This window comes from Pseudomonas sp. A, assembly GCF_056270345.1.
Map to the genome: position 1 here is coordinate 617,501 of NZ_CM149873.1, position 15,224 is coordinate 632,724.

General features: G+C 63.0%; 10 protein-coding genes and 1 pseudogene. 7 read left to right on the forward strand and 4 right to left on the reverse strand.

Translation table 11 applies throughout. The annotated features are described in order from the left end of the window. Window positions 1-1,182: an acyl-CoA dehydrogenase gene (locus AC0MAZ_RS02735; protein WP_028689912.1), complete on the reverse strand. Its 1,182-nt coding sequence runs from the start codon at window positions 1,180-1,182 to the stop codon at window positions 1-3. Window positions 1,183-1,345: 163 nt separating this feature from the next. Between AC0MAZ_RS02735 and AC0MAZ_RS02740 the strand changes: the two genes are divergently transcribed. From AC0MAZ_RS02740 to AC0MAZ_RS02760, 5 genes are all read left to right on the forward strand, one after another. Further along, window positions 1,346-2,245 carry a LysR family transcriptional regulator gene (locus AC0MAZ_RS02740; protein WP_203649451.1) on the forward strand — a complete coding sequence of 300 codons (900 nt, stop codon included), beginning with the start codon at window positions 1,346-1,348 and terminating at the stop codon, window positions 2,243-2,245. Between the two features lie 441 nt (window positions 2,246-2,686). Next, window positions 2,687-3,808, forward strand: a complete 1,122-nt coding sequence (locus AC0MAZ_RS02745) for a Re/Si-specific NAD(P)(+) transhydrogenase subunit alpha (RefSeq protein ID WP_203649449.1) — start codon at window positions 2,687-2,689, stop codon at window positions 3,806-3,808. 11 nt (window positions 3,809-3,819) lie between these two features. Further along, on the forward strand, window positions 3,820-4,134 hold the full coding sequence (locus tag AC0MAZ_RS02750; protein ID WP_232855387.1) for an NAD(P) transhydrogenase subunit alpha part 2: 315 nt from the start codon (window positions 3,820-3,822) through the stop codon (window positions 4,132-4,134). A 2-nt stretch (window positions 4,135-4,136) separates the two neighbouring features. Further along, the gene (locus AC0MAZ_RS02755; RefSeq protein ID WP_203649439.1) at window positions 4,137-5,573 is read left to right on the forward strand and encodes an NAD(P)(+) transhydrogenase (Re/Si-specific) subunit beta; all 1,437 of its coding nucleotides are present in this window, start codon (window positions 4,137-4,139) and stop codon (window positions 5,571-5,573) included. Window positions 5,574-5,839: 266 nt separating this feature from the next. Next, window positions 5,840-7,333: an acetyl-CoA hydrolase/transferase family protein gene (locus AC0MAZ_RS02760; RefSeq protein ID WP_050707507.1), complete on the forward strand. Its 1,494-nt coding sequence runs from the start codon at window positions 5,840-5,842 to the stop codon at window positions 7,331-7,333. A gap of 125 nt (window positions 7,334-7,458) precedes the next feature. On the opposite strand, the gene AC0MAZ_RS02765 is transcribed toward AC0MAZ_RS02760, so the two are convergent. Next, complete coding sequence (locus AC0MAZ_RS02765) at window positions 7,459-9,126, reverse strand: putative bifunctional diguanylate cyclase/phosphodiesterase (protein WP_203649437.1); 1,668 nt, start codon at window positions 9,124-9,126, stop codon at window positions 7,459-7,461. A 256-nt stretch (window positions 9,127-9,382) separates the two neighbouring features. On the opposite strand from AC0MAZ_RS02765, the gene rep reads away from it, so the two are divergent. Beyond that, entirely contained in the window at window positions 9,383-11,392 is a 2,010-nt protein-coding gene (rep, locus tag AC0MAZ_RS02770; RefSeq protein ID WP_475860095.1) for a DNA helicase Rep, read from the forward strand. 222 nt (window positions 11,393-11,614) lie between these two features. Then, on the forward strand, window positions 11,615-12,187 hold the full coding sequence (locus tag AC0MAZ_RS02775) for a xanthine phosphoribosyltransferase (protein ID WP_011536381.1): 573 nt from the start codon (window positions 11,615-11,617) through the stop codon (window positions 12,185-12,187). A gap of 151 nt (window positions 12,188-12,338) precedes the next feature. Here the strand turns inward: AC0MAZ_RS02775 and AC0MAZ_RS02780 are convergent, their stop codons facing one another. Both AC0MAZ_RS02780 and AC0MAZ_RS02785 read right to left on the reverse strand, forming a co-directional pair. Next, complete coding sequence (locus AC0MAZ_RS02780) at window positions 12,339-14,201, reverse strand: acetyl-CoA hydrolase/transferase C-terminal domain-containing protein (protein WP_475860096.1); 1,863 nt, start codon at window positions 14,199-14,201, stop codon at window positions 12,339-12,341. A 608-nt stretch (window positions 14,202-14,809) separates the two neighbouring features. Then, window positions 14,810-15,154, reverse strand: a pseudogene (locus tag AC0MAZ_RS02785) (RHS repeat-associated core domain-containing protein); the annotation flags it as partial. Window positions 15,155-15,224 lie beyond the last annotated feature (70 nt).

Genomic DNA, 15,224 nt, shown 5'->3' on the forward strand with positions numbered 1-15,224 from the left:
TTAATAGAACGCCTGGATGCCGGTCTGCGCACGCCCAAGGATCAGCGCGTGCACGTCATGGGTCCCTTCGTAGGTGTTGACCACCTCGAGGTTGACCAGGTGGCGGGCCACGCCGAACTCGTCGGAGATGCCATTGCCGCCCAGCATGTCGCGAGCCAGACGGGCGATGTCCAGGGCCTTGCCGCAGGAGTTGCGCTTCATGATCGAGGTGATTTCCACCGCCGCGGTGCCTTCGTCCTTCATCCGCCCCAGGCGCAGGCAGCCTTGCAGGGCCAGGGTGATCTCGGTCTGCATGTCGGCCAGCTTCTTCTGGATCAGCTGGTTGGCAGCCAGCGGGCGGCCGAACTGCTGGCGGTCCAGGGTGTACTGGCGCGCAGTGTGCCAGCAGGCCTCGGCGGCGCCCAGGGCGCCCCAGGAGATGCCATAGCGGGCCGAGTTAAGGCAGGTGAACGGACCTTTGAGGCCACGCACGTCCGGGAAGATGTTCTCTTCCGGCACGAACACGTTGTCCATGACGATCTCGCCGGTGATCGAGGCGCGCAGGCCCACCTTGCCATGGATGGCCGGGGCGCTGAGGCCGTCCCAGCCTTTCTCCAGCACGAAGCCGCGGATATCGCCGGCATCGTCTTTGGCCCAGACCACGAACACATCGGCGATCGGGCTGTTGGTGATCCACATCTTGCTGCCGGTCAGGCGATAGCCGCCGTCGACCTTGCGGGCGCGGGTGATCATCGAACCTGGGTCGGAACCATGGTTGGGCTCGGTCAGGCCGAAGCAGCCGATCCACTCGCCGCTGGCCAGCTTCGGCAGGTACTTCTGCTTCTGCGCCTCTGTACCGAACTCGTTGATCGGCACCATCACCAGCGACGACTGCACGCTCATCATCGAGCGGTAGCCGGAGTCGATGCGCTCCACCTCGCGGGCGATCAGGCCGTAGCACACGTAGTTCAGGCCGCTGCCGCCGTACTGCTCGGGAATGGTCGCGCCGAGCAGGCCGACTTCACCCATCTCGCGGAAGATCGCCGGGTCTGTCTGCTCGTGGCGGAACGCCTCCAGCACACGGGGTGCCAGCTTGTCCTGGGCGAACTGATAGGCGCTGTCGCGAACCATGCGCTCTTCTTCAGTGAGCTGCTGATCCAGCAGCAGCGGGTCGATCCAGTTGAAGCTTGCCTTGCCAGCCATGTGCGGATTCCTCGAAAGATGGGAACGAATTGTTGTGCTGGATTGATCCTAGGCCTGATCGGCCTGCGGGACAAACGAGGATTGCGCACGGTTTAGTGATATTTTCTCACTTCGTAATCATCGAAATGCCCTGTTCAACGCCCTACAAGTGAGGTTGACGTACATGCGCCGCAAGATCCCCAGCACCACCGCCCTGGTCTGCTTCGAGGCGGCCGCGCGTCACGAGAGCTTCACCAAGGCCGCCCAGGAACTGGCCCTGACCCAGGGCGCCGTCTGTCGGCAGATCGGTGGCCTTGAGGCCTTCCTCAATGTCGAACTGTTCCGCCGCTCGCGCCGGGGCGTGAAACTGACCGAAGCCGGGCTGTCCTACAGCCGCCAGGTGGCTGCGCAGCTGGATGCGGTGGAGCGCGACACGCTTTCGGTGATGCGCCAGCAGGGCGCCAACGTGATCGAACTGGCGGTGGTACCGACCTTCGGCACGCAATGGCTGCTGCCGCGCCTGAAGGACTTCCAGCAGCGCCACCCCGAAGTCACGGTCAACCTGACCAACCGCACCCGCCCCTTTCTGTTCGCCGACACGCCCTTCGACGCCGCCATCTATTTCGGCGACGCCGACTGGTCCGGAACCCAGTCCCACCGACTGATGGGCGAGAACCCCGTGCCGGTGTGCAGCCCCGCGTTGCTGGACGGACAAGCCAGCCTCGACGCCCGGCGCATCGCCGAATTGCCCCTGCTGCAGCAGACCACGCGCCCCTATGCCTGGCGGCAATGGTTCGACGGCCTGGGCATGAGCGTCGAGCGCGACATGACTGGCCCGCGCTACGAACTGTTCTCCATGCTGGCCCAGGCCGCCATGCACGACATGGGCATCGCGCTGATTCCGCCGTTCCTGATCCAGCGCGAGTTGCAGGAAGGTCGATTGCTGGTCGCTAACAGGCATGCCCTGTCCAGCGACAAGGCCTACCATCTGATGATCCCTGAGCGAAAGGTGGAGTCCGCTTCGCTGCGGGCGTTTCGCGACTGGCTGGTGGCGCAGGCACAGCAGTACACCGCCACCAGCTGAGGCCATAAAGCGACAACCTGACTCCGTAGTCAATTATTTTGAACACCTACAGATATATGGATTTGTCGCAAATTCGTAATCTGTTCCGTTTACCGGAAAAACCGTAGCAACCCTAGTGACTGCGCGGGTTTGCGGCTTATTTTGCGACATTCACAACGCCGCGAACGAAAACGGCCGAATTTTTTTCATTTTTTCCCCTAAGCTGCGAATAGCGCGTACTTGACGGGCTGGATCGGAATCGTTGCGACATACGGTCACAGGGTGACTTGTAGTTTTGAGTTCGTTTCGCTTCAGAACCTGTTGAAGGCCCCTGGGTTCGTCTGCAAAATGCCTCTCCCGCCTCGAACCAGGCGGAGTCGTGCTCTACGGCCGCCCAGCCGCACCACCCGAAGTGCGCTGGTTTCCATAAAGACAATAAAGGTCACCGCAGGAGACATAGTCGTGCACATTGGTGTTCCTCTCGAGACGCAGACGGGTGAGACAAGGGTCGCCGCGACCCCGGAAACCATCAAGAAACTGGTAGGCCAGGGCCATCAGGTCACCGTGCAACGGGGGGCAGGGCTCAAAGCCAGCATTCCGGACAGTGCCTATGAAGCCGTGGGCGCCACCCTGGGTGAAGCCACCGACGCCTTCGGCGCGCAGCTGGTACTCAAGGTGGTCGCGCCCGATGACCAGGAACTGGCGCTGATCAACAGCACCAGCCTGTTGGCGGGCATGCTCAACCCCTTCAACAACGAACTGATCGGCAAGATGGCCGAACGCGGCATCACCGCCTTCGCCCTGGAAGCCGCGCCACGCACCTCGCGGGCCCAGAGCCTCGACGTGCTGTCGTCCCAGGCCAACATCGCCGGCTACAAGGCCGTGCTGCTGGCGGCTCACCACTACCCTCGCTTCATGCCCATGCTGATGACCGCCGCAGGTACGGTGAAAGCCGCCCGCGTGCTGATCCTCGGCGCCGGCGTCGCCGGCCTGCAGGCCATCGCCACGGCCAAACGCCTGGGTGCGGTGATCGAAGCGTCGGACGTGCGCCCGGCGGTGAAGGAGCAGATCGAGTCGCTGGGGGCCAAGTTCATCGACGTGCCCTACGAGACCGATGAAGAACGCGAGTGCGCCGAAGGCGTCGGCGGCTATGCCCGGCCGATGCCGGCCAGCTGGATGCAGCGTCAGGCCCAGGCCGTGCACGAGCGCGCCAAGCAGGCCGATATCGTCATCACCACTGCGCTGATTCCCGGGCGCAAGGCGCCGACCCTGCTCAGCGCCGAGACCGTGGCGCAGATGAAGCCCGGCTCGGTGGTCATCGACCTCGCCGCGGCCCAGGGCGGCAACTGCCCGCTGACCGTGGCCGATCAGGTCGTCATGCACAACGGCGTGACCCTCGTCGGCCCGACCAACCTGCCGGCCCAGGTCGGCGCCGATGCCTCGGCGCTGTACGCGCGCAACCTGCTGGACTTCATGAAGCTGCTGTTCGACAAGGACGGCAACCTGGTCATCAACCTCGAAGACGACATCGTCGCCGCGTGCCTGATGTGCCGCGACGGCCAAGTCGTGCGCAAGAACGGCTGAGGAGCACGACAATGGAAGACATGCTGATTTCCCACGGCATCTACAACCTGATCATCTTCGTGCTGGCCATCTACGTGGGCTACCACGTGGTGTGGAACGTCACCCCGGCCCTGCACACGCCGCTGATGGCGGTCACCAACGCCATTTCCGCGATCGTCATCGTCGGCGCCATGCTGGCCGCCGCGCTGACCGTCACCCCGGCCGGCAAGGTCATGGGCACCCTGGCCGTGGCGCTGGCTGCGGTCAACGTGTTCGGTGGCTTCCTGGTCACCCGCCGCATGCTGGAAATGTTCAAGAAGAAAACCAAGAGCGAGGGGCAGAAGTAAGCATGAGCATGAATCTGGTAACGCTTCTGTACCTGGTCGCCTCGGTCTGCTTCATCCAGGCGCTCAAGGGACTCTCGCATCCGACTACCTCACGCCGCGGCAACCTGTTCGGCATGATCGGCATGGGTATCGCCATCCTCACCACGGTCGGCCTGATCTACAAGCTTGGCGCAGAGCTTGCGACCGCCGGCATCGGCTACGTCATCGTCGGCCTGCTGGTCGGCGGCAGCGCCGGCTCGATCATGGCCAAGCGCGTCGAGATGACCAAGATGCCCGAGCTGGTCGCCTTCATGCACAGCATGATCGGCCTGGCCGCGGTGTTCATCGCCATCGCTGCCGTGCTCGAGCCGCAATCGCTGGGTATCGTCGCCGCCATCAGCGACCCGATCCCCACCGGCAATCGCCTGGAGCTGTTCCTTGGCGCGGCCATCGGTGCCGTCACCTTCTCGGGCTCGGTGATCGCCTTCGGCAAGCTGTCGGGCAAGTACAAGTTCCGCCTGTTCCAGGGCGCACCGGTACAGTTCGCCGGCCAGCACAAGCTGAACCTGATCCTGGGCCTGGCGACCATCGCCCTGGGGCTGCTGTTCACCTTCACCGGCCACTACAGCGCCTTTACCCTCATGCTGGCCCTGGCCTTCGTCATGGGCGTGCTGATCATCATCCCGATCGGCGGGGCCGACATGCCGGTGGTGGTGTCGATGCTCAACAGCTACTCGGGCTGGGCGGCGGCGGGTATTGGCTTCTCGCTGAACAACTCGATGCTGATCATCGCAGGTTCCCTGGTGGGCTCCAGCGGTGCGATCCTCTCGTACATCATGTGCAAGGCGATGAACCGTTCGTTCTTCAACGTCATCCTCGGCGGCTTCGGCGGCGATACCGATGTCGGCGCGGCGCAGGGCTCGAAGGAGCAGCGCCCGGTGAAGTCCGGCTCGGCCGACGACGCCACCTTCCTGCTGAGCAACGCCGACAGCGTGATCATCGTCCCGGGCTACGGCCTGGCGGTGGCCCGCGCCCAGCACGCACTCAAGGAGCTGACCGAGAAGCTGACCCACAACGGGGTGACCGTGAAGTACGCGATCCACCCGGTGGCGGGGCGCATGCCTGGGCACATGAACGTGCTGCTGGCCGAGGCCGAGGTGCCGTACGACCAGGTGTTCGAGATGGAGGACATCAACGCCGAGTTCGGCCAAGCCGACGTGGTGCTGGTGCTGGGCGCCAACGACGTGGTCAACCCGGCGGCGAAGAACGATCCGAAGTCGCCGATCGCCGGCATGCCGATCCTCGAAGCCTTCAAGGCCAAGACCATCATCGTCAACAAGCGCTCCATGGCCAGTGGCTATGCGGGCCTGGACAACGAACTGTTCTACCTGGACAAGACCATGATGGTGTTCGGTGACGCCAAGAAAGTCATCGAGGACATGGTCAAGGCGGTGGAGTAATAGCAGGAGCGATGCTTTGTGGGAGCGGGCTTGCCCCGCGATGATGGCTTGAATGCAGCATCGCCATCGCGGGGCAAGCCCGCTCCCACGAAACCGATGCTGTCGAACAAACCCCGGGAAGTCATTCCCGGGGTTTGTCGTATTTGCCTGATCCAGATCAACGGCTCTACTTCCGGCCTTCGCCTACGACCATGGTCGCGGGACGGTTCCGGGTGAAATCTCTAGACTGCGCTTCCAGTAGCTTCAGTAGCCTGAGATAACAATCCATGTACCGTGATCGTATCCGCTTGTCCTCCCTGCACAGCAAGGTTATGAGTGCGGCTGACGCCGCTGGCCTGATCCAGGACGGCATGACCGTCGGCATGAGCGGCTTCACCCGCGCCGGCGAAGCCAAGGCCGTGCCCCATGCACTGGCCGAACGTGCAAAACAGTCGCCGCTGAAGATCAGCCTGATGACCGGCGCCAGCCTGGGCAACGACCTGGACAAGCAACTGACCGAGGCCGGCGTGCTGGCCCGGCGCATGCCGTTCCAGGTCGACAGCACCCTGCGCAAGGCCATCAACGACGGCAAGGTGATGTTCATCGACCAGCACCTGTCGGAAACCGTCGAGCAACTGCGCAATAAACAGCTGACCCTGCCGGACATCGCGGTCATCGAAGCGGTGGCGATCACCGAACAGGGCCACATCGTGCCGACCACCTCCGTCGGCAACTCGGCCAGCTTCGCGATCTTCGCCAAGCAGGTCATCGTCGAGATCAACCTGTCGCACCATGCCAACCTCGAAGGCCTGCACGACATCTACATCCCGACCTACCGCCCGACCCGCACGCCGATCCCGCTGGTGAAGGTCGACGACCGCATCGGCAGCACCGCGATCCCGATCGACCCGGCCAAGATCGTCGGCATCGTCATCAGTGATCAGCCGGACTCGCCGTCCACCGTGCTGCCGCCTGACCACGAGACCCAGGGCATCGCCGACCACCTGATCGCCTTCCTCAAGGGCGAGGTGGACGCCGGGCGCATGAGCAACAACCTCGGCCCACTGCAGGCCGGCATCGGCAGCATCGCCAACGCGGTGATGTGCGGCCTGATCGAATCGCCGTTCGAAAACCTGACCATGTACTCCGAAGTGCTGCAGGACTCGACCTTCGACCTGATCGACGCCGGCAAGCTGAGCTTCGCCTCGGGCAGCTCGATCACCCTGTCGAGCCGCCGCAACGCCGACGTGTTCGGCAACCTGGAGCGCTACAAGGACAAGCTGGTGCTGCGTCCGCAGGAGATCTCCAACCACCCTGAAGTAGTGCGTCGCCTGGGGATCATCGGCATCAACACGGCGCTGGAGTTCGACATCTACGGCAACGTCAACTCCACCCACGTCTGCGGCACCAAGATGATGAATGGCATCGGTGGCTCGGGCGACTTCGCCCGCAACGCGCACCTGGCGATCTTCGTCACCAAGTCGATCGCCAAGGGCGGCGCGATTTCCAGCGTGGTGCCGATGGTCAGCCACGTCGACCACACCGAGCACGACGTGGACATCCTGGTGACCGAGGTGGGCCTGGCCGACCTGCGTGGCCTGGCACCGCGCGAGCGTGCCCGGGTGATCATCGACAATTGCGTGCACCCGGACTACCGCGCCGCGCTCAACGATTACTTCGAGCGCGCCTGCCAGCGTGGCGGGCATACCCCGCATATCCTGCGCGAAGCCTTGAGCTGGCATGAGAACCTGGAAGAAACCGGGCGGATGCTGGTCGGTTGATCATCTTCACGGCTTGAAATTGCCGGGGGCGCTTTGCGCCCCTTTTCGCGGCACAAGGCCGCTCCTACAGAAGACCGCGATCCTCTGTAGGAGCGGCCTTGTGCCGCGAAAGGGCTGCATGAGATCTACAAGGTCTGCACCAGACCCGGACTCGGCACCTGCAACAGGTACTCGATCAACGCCTCCACCGGCAACGGCCGGCTCACCAGGAACCCCTGCACCTGGTCGCAACCGAATGCCCGCAGCAGCGCCAGCTGCTCCTCGCTCTCCACCCCTTCGGCCACCACCTCCAGGTTGAGGTTGTGCGCCAGGTTGATCATCGCGTGCACCAGCTTGGCGTTCTCCTCGCGCTGCTCCATGCCGCCGACGAAACTGCGATCGACCTTGAGCAGGGTGATCGGCAGGCTGTTCAGGTGCACGAACGACGAGAAGCCGGTCCCGAAGTCATCCAGCGAGAAACGCACCCCCAGGCGCCCCAAGGCGTCCATGGTCTGGCGCACCAACTCGTTGCGCCGCATCACGGCAGTCTCGGTCAGCTCGAACTCCAGCCAGCGGGCATCGACGCCGTGCTCGACGATCAGCCGGCTCAGGGTGGCCAGCAACTGGCTGTCCTGGAACTGGCGAAAGCTCAGGTTTACCGCCATGTGCAGCGGCGCCAGGCCGCGCTCGCGCAGGGCCTGCATGTCGCTCAGCGCCCGGGAGATCACCCAGTAGCCCAGCGGCACGATCAACCCGCTCTGCTCGGCCAACGGCACGAATTCGCTGGGCGCGAGCAGGCCGCGCTCGGGATGGTTCCAGCGCACCAGCGCCTCGAGCCCGACGATGCGACCGTCGGCGAGGTTGAGCCGCGGTTGATAGTGCAGCTCCAGCTCGTCGCGGCGCAGGGCGCGGCGCAGCTCGCTTTCGAGGTCAGCCAGGCTGCGGGCGTTGCGGTTGATGCGCTCGTTGAACACATGGAAGGTGCAGCCCTGGCTGCTCTTGGCCTGGCGCATGGCGATGTGCGCGTGCCACATCAGCGGGTCGGCGCCGGCCTGGGCGCGGGCATGGGCGATCCCCAGGCTGCAACCGAGCAGCAGGCTCTCGCCGTCGATCCAGTAGGGCTCGGTGAGCGCTTCGGTGATGCGCTCGGCCATCCACTCGGCGCGATTGGGGTCGCGCCGGGTGTCGATCAACAGGGCGAACTCGTCGCTGCCCAGGCGTGCCAGCTGGTCGCTCGCTTCCAACTGGTGTTTCAACCGACCGACCACCTGCAGGATCAACCGGTCGCCACCCTGGTGGCCGAGGGCGTCGTTGACGTGGCGGAAGTTGTCCAGATCGAGGTGGCCGAGCGCCAGGCCGCGGCCTTCGTTCTCCGCCAGGCGCGCGGTCAGCAGGGCCTGGAAGCCCTGGCGGTTGGCGATACCGGTCAGCGGATCCTGTTCGGCCAGGCGCTGCAGGGTGGCCACCAGCACGCCGCGCTCGCGCACATGACGCAGCGAGCGACGCAGGGTGTCAGTGGTCAGCTGCGCCAGCACCAGCCAGTCGCTGACGCCCAGCGGCGCGCTGGCCGGCTCCTGCTCCAGCAGCAGGATGGTCGGCAGCTCGCAACGCCCCGGCGCTGGCTGCAGCTCGGGCGTGGCCAGCACCACGGCCTGGCGGTCATTGGCGAACAAGCTGTCAACCGCTGCCCAGTTGGGCGCGGTCAGCAGCACGACGCTACCGCCCATCGGCTGCAGGCACTCGCGCAGATGCACGGTCCACTCCGGCTCATCAGCCAACAGCAGCAAACGCAGGGGTTCGACAGGCGTGGACAAGCGGGCTCCTTAGACATGGGCGGTGGAACGGCGAGCGCGGGCAATCCTACCCGATTAATTGGAAATGATTTTCACTTTTAGTCGTTGCCCTTCCCTGGCCGCCATCCCGACGCAATCTGACGTGCATCCTGCGCGAAAGTAGCAGATGCGGCAAATCCGATTCGCGCCCTGCATCACAACGTCAGACGGTCGCGCATTAACGGCCCCATGCCTGCTAGAATGCGCGGCTATTTTCTGGTTACCCCCGGTTTCTAGCATGTCCCGACTCAATCCCCGGCAACAGGAAGCCCGAGACTACGTCGGCGGCCCACTTTTGGTGCTCGCCGGTGCAGGCTCCGGCAAGACCAGCGTGATCACGCGCAAGATTGCCCACCTGATCCAGAACTGCGGCATCCGCGCCCAGTACATCGTGGCGATGACCTTCACCAACAAGGCCGCGCGCGAGATGAAGGAGCGGGTCGGCACCCTGCTGCGCGCGGGGGAAGGCCGGGGCCTGACGGTGTGCACGTTCCACAACCTGGGCCTGAACATCATCCGCAAGGAGCACGAGCGCCTGGGCTACAAGCCGGGCTTCTCGATCTTCGACGAATCCGACATCAAGGCGTTGCTGTCGGACATCATGCAGAAGGAATACTCCGGCGACGACGGCATCGACGAGATCAAGAACATGATCGGTGCCTGGAAGAACGACCTGATCCTGCCGCCCGAGGCCCTGGAAAAGGCGCGCAACCCGCGCGAGCAGACCGCGGCCATCGTCTACACCCACTACCAGCGCACGCTCAAGGCGTTCAATGCGGTGGACTTCGACGACCTGATTCTGCAACCGGTCAAGTTGTTCCAGGAGCACCCCGACGTGCTCGAACGCTGGCAGAACCGCGTGCGCTACCTGCTGGTGGACGAATACCAGGACACCAACGCCAGCCAGTACCTGCTGGTGAAGATGCTGATCGGCATGCGCAACCAGTTCACCGTGGTCGGCGACGATGACCAGTCGATCTACGCCTGGCGCGGCGCCCGCCCCGAGAACCTGATGCTGCTCAAGGAGGACTACCCCTCCCTGAAGATCGTCATGCTCGAGCAGAACTACCGCTCCACCAGCCGCATCCTGCGCTGCGCCAACGTGCTGATCGCCAACAACCCCCACGCCTTCGAGAAGGAGCTGTGGAGCGAGATGGGCGTCGGCGACGAGATCCGCGTGATCCGCTGCAAGAACGAGGAAGCCGAGGCCGAGCGCGTGGCCATGGAGATCCTCACCCTGCACCTGCGTACCAACCGTCCGTACAGCGACTTCGCCATCCTCTACCGGGGCAACTACCAGGCCAAGCTGATCGAACTGAAGCTGCAGCACCACCAGGTGCCGTACCGCCTCTCCGGCGGCAACAGCTTCTTCGGCCGCCAGGAGGTCAAGGACCTGATGGCCTACCTGCGCCTGCTGGTGAACCCGGACGACGACAACGCCTACCTGCGGGTGATCAACGTGCCGCGCCGCGAAATCGGCTCGACCACCCTGGAAAAGCTCGGCAACTATTCCACCGAGCGCGGCATCTCGATGTACGCCGCCAGCGAGGAGCTGGGCCTGGGCGAGCACCTGGACGCCCGCTACACCGAGCGCCTGCAGCGCTTCAAGCACTGGCTCGACGGGGTGCGCCACAAGGTCGCCCTGGAAGACCCGATCGCCGCGTTGCACGAGATGATCCGCGACATCGACTACGAGAACTGGATTCGCCAGCAGACCGCCAGCGACAAGGCCGCGGAGTTCCGCATCAGCAACGTCTGGTTCCTGGTCGAAGCGCTGAAGAACACCCTCGAGAAGGATGAAGAGGGTGACATGACCATCGAGGATGCCATCGGCAAGCTGGTGCTGCGCGACATGCTCGAGCGCCAGCAGGAAGAGGAAGAGAACGCCGAAGGCGTGCAGATGATGACCCTGCACGCCTCCAAGGGCCTGGAGTTCCCCTACGTGTTCATCATGGGCATGGAGGAGGAGATTCTTCCCCACCGCTCGAGCATCGAAGCCGACACCATCGAAGAGGAACGCCGCCTGGCCTACGTGGGCATCACCCGCGCACGCCAGACCCTGGCCTTCACCTTCGCCGCCAAGCGCAAACAGTACGGCGAGATCATCGACTGCACCCCGAGCCGGTTCCTCGACGAACTGCCGCCGGACGACCTGGCCTGGGAAGGCCTGGACGATGCGCCCGTGGAAGTGAAAGCCGCGCGCGGCAACAACGCCCTGGCCGATATCCGGGCGATGCTCAAACGCTGATCAACCATTACTCTTAAACTTTGCCGCTATTTGCGGCCACGGTGGCTTGTATGGCCGATTTGTGAGCTCAAATTCGAGTGCCAGGGTTCGGCACACAAGGCGCCGCGACGAGTCGTAGCCCAGCTACGGCGAGGAGCGGCAACGCAGTGTGACGAAGGCTGGCGCCGAAGTTGGGCTTACAAATCGGCCATACAGGCCACTATCTACATCGAGGAAAAAACAGTGGAAGCACTGCAGCAGAAGATTCGCGAAGAAGGCATCGTGCTTTCCGACCAGGTTCTCAAAGTCGACGCGTTTCTCAACCACCAGATCGACCCGGCGCTGATGCAGCTGATCGGTGACGAGTTCGCCCGCCTGTTCGCCGATTCGGGCGTGACCAAGATCGTCACCATCGAAGCCTCCGGCATCGCCCCGGCGGTAATGACCGGCCTGAAGCTCGGCGTGCCGGTGATCTTCGCCCGCAAGCACCAGTCGCTGACCCTGACCGAGAACCTGCTGACTGCCTCGGTGTACTCCTTCACCAAGCAGACCGAGAACACCGTGGCCATCTCGCCGCGCCATCTCAACAGCAGCGACCGCGTGCTGGTGATCGACGACTTCCTGGCCAACGGCAAGGCGTCCCAGGCACTGATCTCGATCATCAAGCAGGCCGGCGCCACCGTGGCCGGCCTGGGCATCGTCATCGAGAAGTCGTTCCAGGGCGGCCGTGCCGAGCTGGACAGCCAGGGTTACCGCGTCGAATCGCTGGCCCGGGTCAAGTCGCTTGAAGGCGGCGTGGTCACCTTCATCGAGTAAAGCCTTGCGCGTACCCTGTAGGAGCGGCCTTGTGCCGCGAAAGGGGCGCGCAGCGGCCCCAGCATTTCAGCGTTCATGCACAGATCGCCGGGGCCGCTTTGCGGCCCTTTCGCGGCACAAGGCCGCTCCTACAGGGGGCCAGGAATGCCCGTCATTGCCGCGTGGCCTGAAGCGCCGCCAACAGCAACCGCTGATACAACTCCTCCTTCAACCCCTGTGGCTCACCCAGCCCCATCCTCGCCAACGCTGCCCCATACCCCTCGGGCCCCGGCGCATCCAATGCCGCCTTGCCCAACTCCAGAACCTCGCTCAGCTTGAACTTGCTCTTCAACCAGTTCAGCGCCCGCAACAGATCTCGCTCCTCTGCCGTGAAGTCAGTGCCCAGCGGATACTCAGGGAACAGCCGCGCATGCCGTGCCCGAATAGCCTCGAGCCGCTCAGGCGTGTTGTCCATGAACCGCGCATCCAGCTCGAAGTCCTTGGCCAGCTTGCCCGCCGCCTTGGCCTGCTCCATCAGCTCGCGCTGAAAACGTGAGTCGCTGATCGCCAGCAAACGCGCAATCACCTCACTGTCGGTCTGCCCGCGCAGGTCGGCGATGCCATACTCGGTGATCACGATGTCCCGCAGGTGTCGGGGGATGGTGCAATGGCCGTAGGTCCAGTAAAGGTTCGAGGTAACTTCGCCACCGGCCTCACGCCAGCTGCGCAGCAACAGGATCGAGCGACCACCCTCCAGCGCATGCCCCTGGGCGACGAAGTTGTACTGCCCACCCACGCCGCTAAGTACCCGGCCATCCTCGAGCTGGTCGGCAACCCCCGCACCCAGCAGGGTCATGCCGAATACTGTGTTGATGAAGCGCGCATCCCGCCGCTGGCGACGCTTGCGCTCCTCCTGGCCATAGAGCTCGTTGATGAAGCTGATGGCGCTCATGGCGAACCGTGCGCGCTGCTCCAACGGCATCTCGCGCAGGCGCTGGTAGAACGCTCGTGGCCCGAGGAAGAACCCGCCATGGATCAGCACCCCCTGCTCGTCGGCAGGGCGGCGCACCACCCCGGCGTCGGCCAGTGCCAGCAGGCCATTGACGAACATCTCGCTGCAGCCGTACAGCCCCTGGGCGAAGGTATCCAGACCCCCTTCCCGCCCGATCAGCGCCTGCCATGGGCCGATATCCAGTTCATCGAGCAGCGCGCGATAGCCCTCGTTGTCGCCCTGGCGCGCCAGCAGCGCCGCCGTTATCGCATCGCCCATGGCACCGATGCCGATCTGCAGGGTGCCGCCGTCACGCACCAGGGCGCTGGCATGCAGGCCGATGCAGTGGTCCTGGGTGTTCACCGGCATGTTCGGCGTGGAGAACAGCCGACGGCGTTCAGGCTGGTCGATCAGCAGGTCGAACTGCGTCAGTTCCAGCTCCGAGTCCCCAGGCATGTAGGGCAGTTCGTCGTGGACCTGGCCAAGCACCAGGATGGTCTCGCCGGCGGCTCGGCGCCGGGCGATCATTGGCAACAGGTCGAGGGTGATATCGGGATTGCAGGCCAGGCTCAGGTGGTCAGGCCTTTCAGGTGTGGCCGCCACCAGCTGCGCAACCAGGTTCAGGCCCTTGGCGTTGATGTCGCGGGCCGCGTGGCTGTAGTTACTGCTGACGTAGTCCTGCTGCGCAGCCTCGCTGTGCAGCAGGCTGCCAGGCTGCATGAAGAACTGCTCGACACGGATGTTTGGTGGCAGTCGGTCGGCACGCAGGTCGGCCAGGTAGGTGAGCTCTTCATAGTCGGCGAACACACGCTCGATGAAGGGCTCGATAAAGCGCCGTTGCAAGCCATCACCCAGAGATGGACGGCCTAACGACAGGGCCGTGTAGATGGTCAACCGCCGCTCCGGTAGTGCCTTCACCCGGGCATACAGGGCATTGACGAAGGCATTGGGCTTGCCCAGGCCCAAAGGAAGACCCATGTGGATGTGGGCAGGAAGGCGTGACAGGGTCTGCTCGACAGCCTGATCAATGGAGCAGAGGTACATCTCGGCCTCCTGAGTCGTCCGTGGGTTCAGGGGTTGGACAGTGGTCCATGCGGGTTGGTTGCGGGCTCCGACCTCATACCGGTCGAGTGATCAACTATATACCACGCCTCCCAGGGGCCGTCGTAGTTACTCAATGGATGACTCAGATCTTTTGAAAACTTGATACCTGAATATTTTTCAAACTCTACATACTTAGCGTTGAAATGCATTGGCCCTACAATTTCTTTCTGCACGACAAGAAACTCAAATGCAGGCTCGAGGAATAACAATACACCTGAAGAGTATTGTACATAATGCACTTCTGGCACAAAAATTTCAGGCTGCTTTGCAAACACTCCGTAGACATACCCTCCGTCAGTGGAATTTCTAGCGTAGCCGTTGGCTTTTTTAGGTTTTGGCGTGGTATAAAAACCAGCCCCATTAGTTTTCCTTTCCGAAAACGCCGACGACACCCCATTTCTCAACGAGTGCTCATTTGCCTTATCGCTTCCATGTAGAGAAATCAACTTCAGCGGCAACGAATTCTGACCTGTAAGAGAAGCATCCATTACATCCGGTACATTCCGCAAAAGTCTTTCGAAAGCGCTAACAAAGTAACGCTCTATGTTGTGACCACTTGGGTCGCGATGGTTTACTGGATCCCCCAGGCAGTATGCATACGCATTCAAACCACCCCGCGCAAATGGGCTCAGGGAGTCTGGGCTACTGAAGCGCATCAGTACTGGATTAAATGCACGATAGCCATTACCCAAAAGATAATGCCCGGTTATCGGTTCTAATCGCTCCCCATTAAAACCGAGGCTAATCTTCAGCTCAGGATGGTAGCCGTAAGGTGAATAGGCAACGCTCTGCAGCGAACAGCAGGGGTTGACCCTAGTCAGAATCGATCGCTGTTGAGCCACCGCCAACAAAGCACTAACTCTTTTGTCGCTCAGCATGACGCACCCTCTGCCACGGTTGGGTGCATTATTATCATGACCACACCTGAAACAGAGAACTGGTAAAAATACCAGGTATCGGCCT

Excerpts from the sequence above, each read along its gene's own strand:
- AC0MAZ_RS02755 (WP_203649439.1), top strand. The coding sequence starts at position 4,137 with ATGAGCATGAATCTGGTAACGCTTCTGTACCTGGTCGCCTCGGTCTGC.
- AC0MAZ_RS02760 (WP_050707507.1), top strand. The coding sequence starts at position 5,840 with ATGTACCGTGATCGTATCCGCTTGTCCTCCCTGCACAGCAAGGTTATG.
- AC0MAZ_RS02735 (WP_028689912.1), bottom strand. The coding sequence starts at position 1,182 with ATGGCTGGCAAGGCAAGCTTCAACTGGATCGACCCGCTGCTGCTGGAT.
- AC0MAZ_RS02750 (WP_232855387.1), top strand. The coding sequence starts at position 3,820 with ATGGAAGACATGCTGATTTCCCACGGCATCTACAACCTGATCATCTTC.
- rep (WP_475860095.1), top strand. The coding sequence starts at position 9,383 with ATGTCCCGACTCAATCCCCGGCAACAGGAAGCCCGAGACTACGTCGGC.
- AC0MAZ_RS02740 (WP_203649451.1), top strand. The coding sequence starts at position 1,346 with ATGCGCCGCAAGATCCCCAGCACCACCGCCCTGGTCTGCTTCGAGGCG.
- AC0MAZ_RS02780 (WP_475860096.1), bottom strand. The coding sequence starts at position 14,201 with ATGTACCTCTGCTCCATTGATCAGGCTGTCGAGCAGACCCTGTCACGC.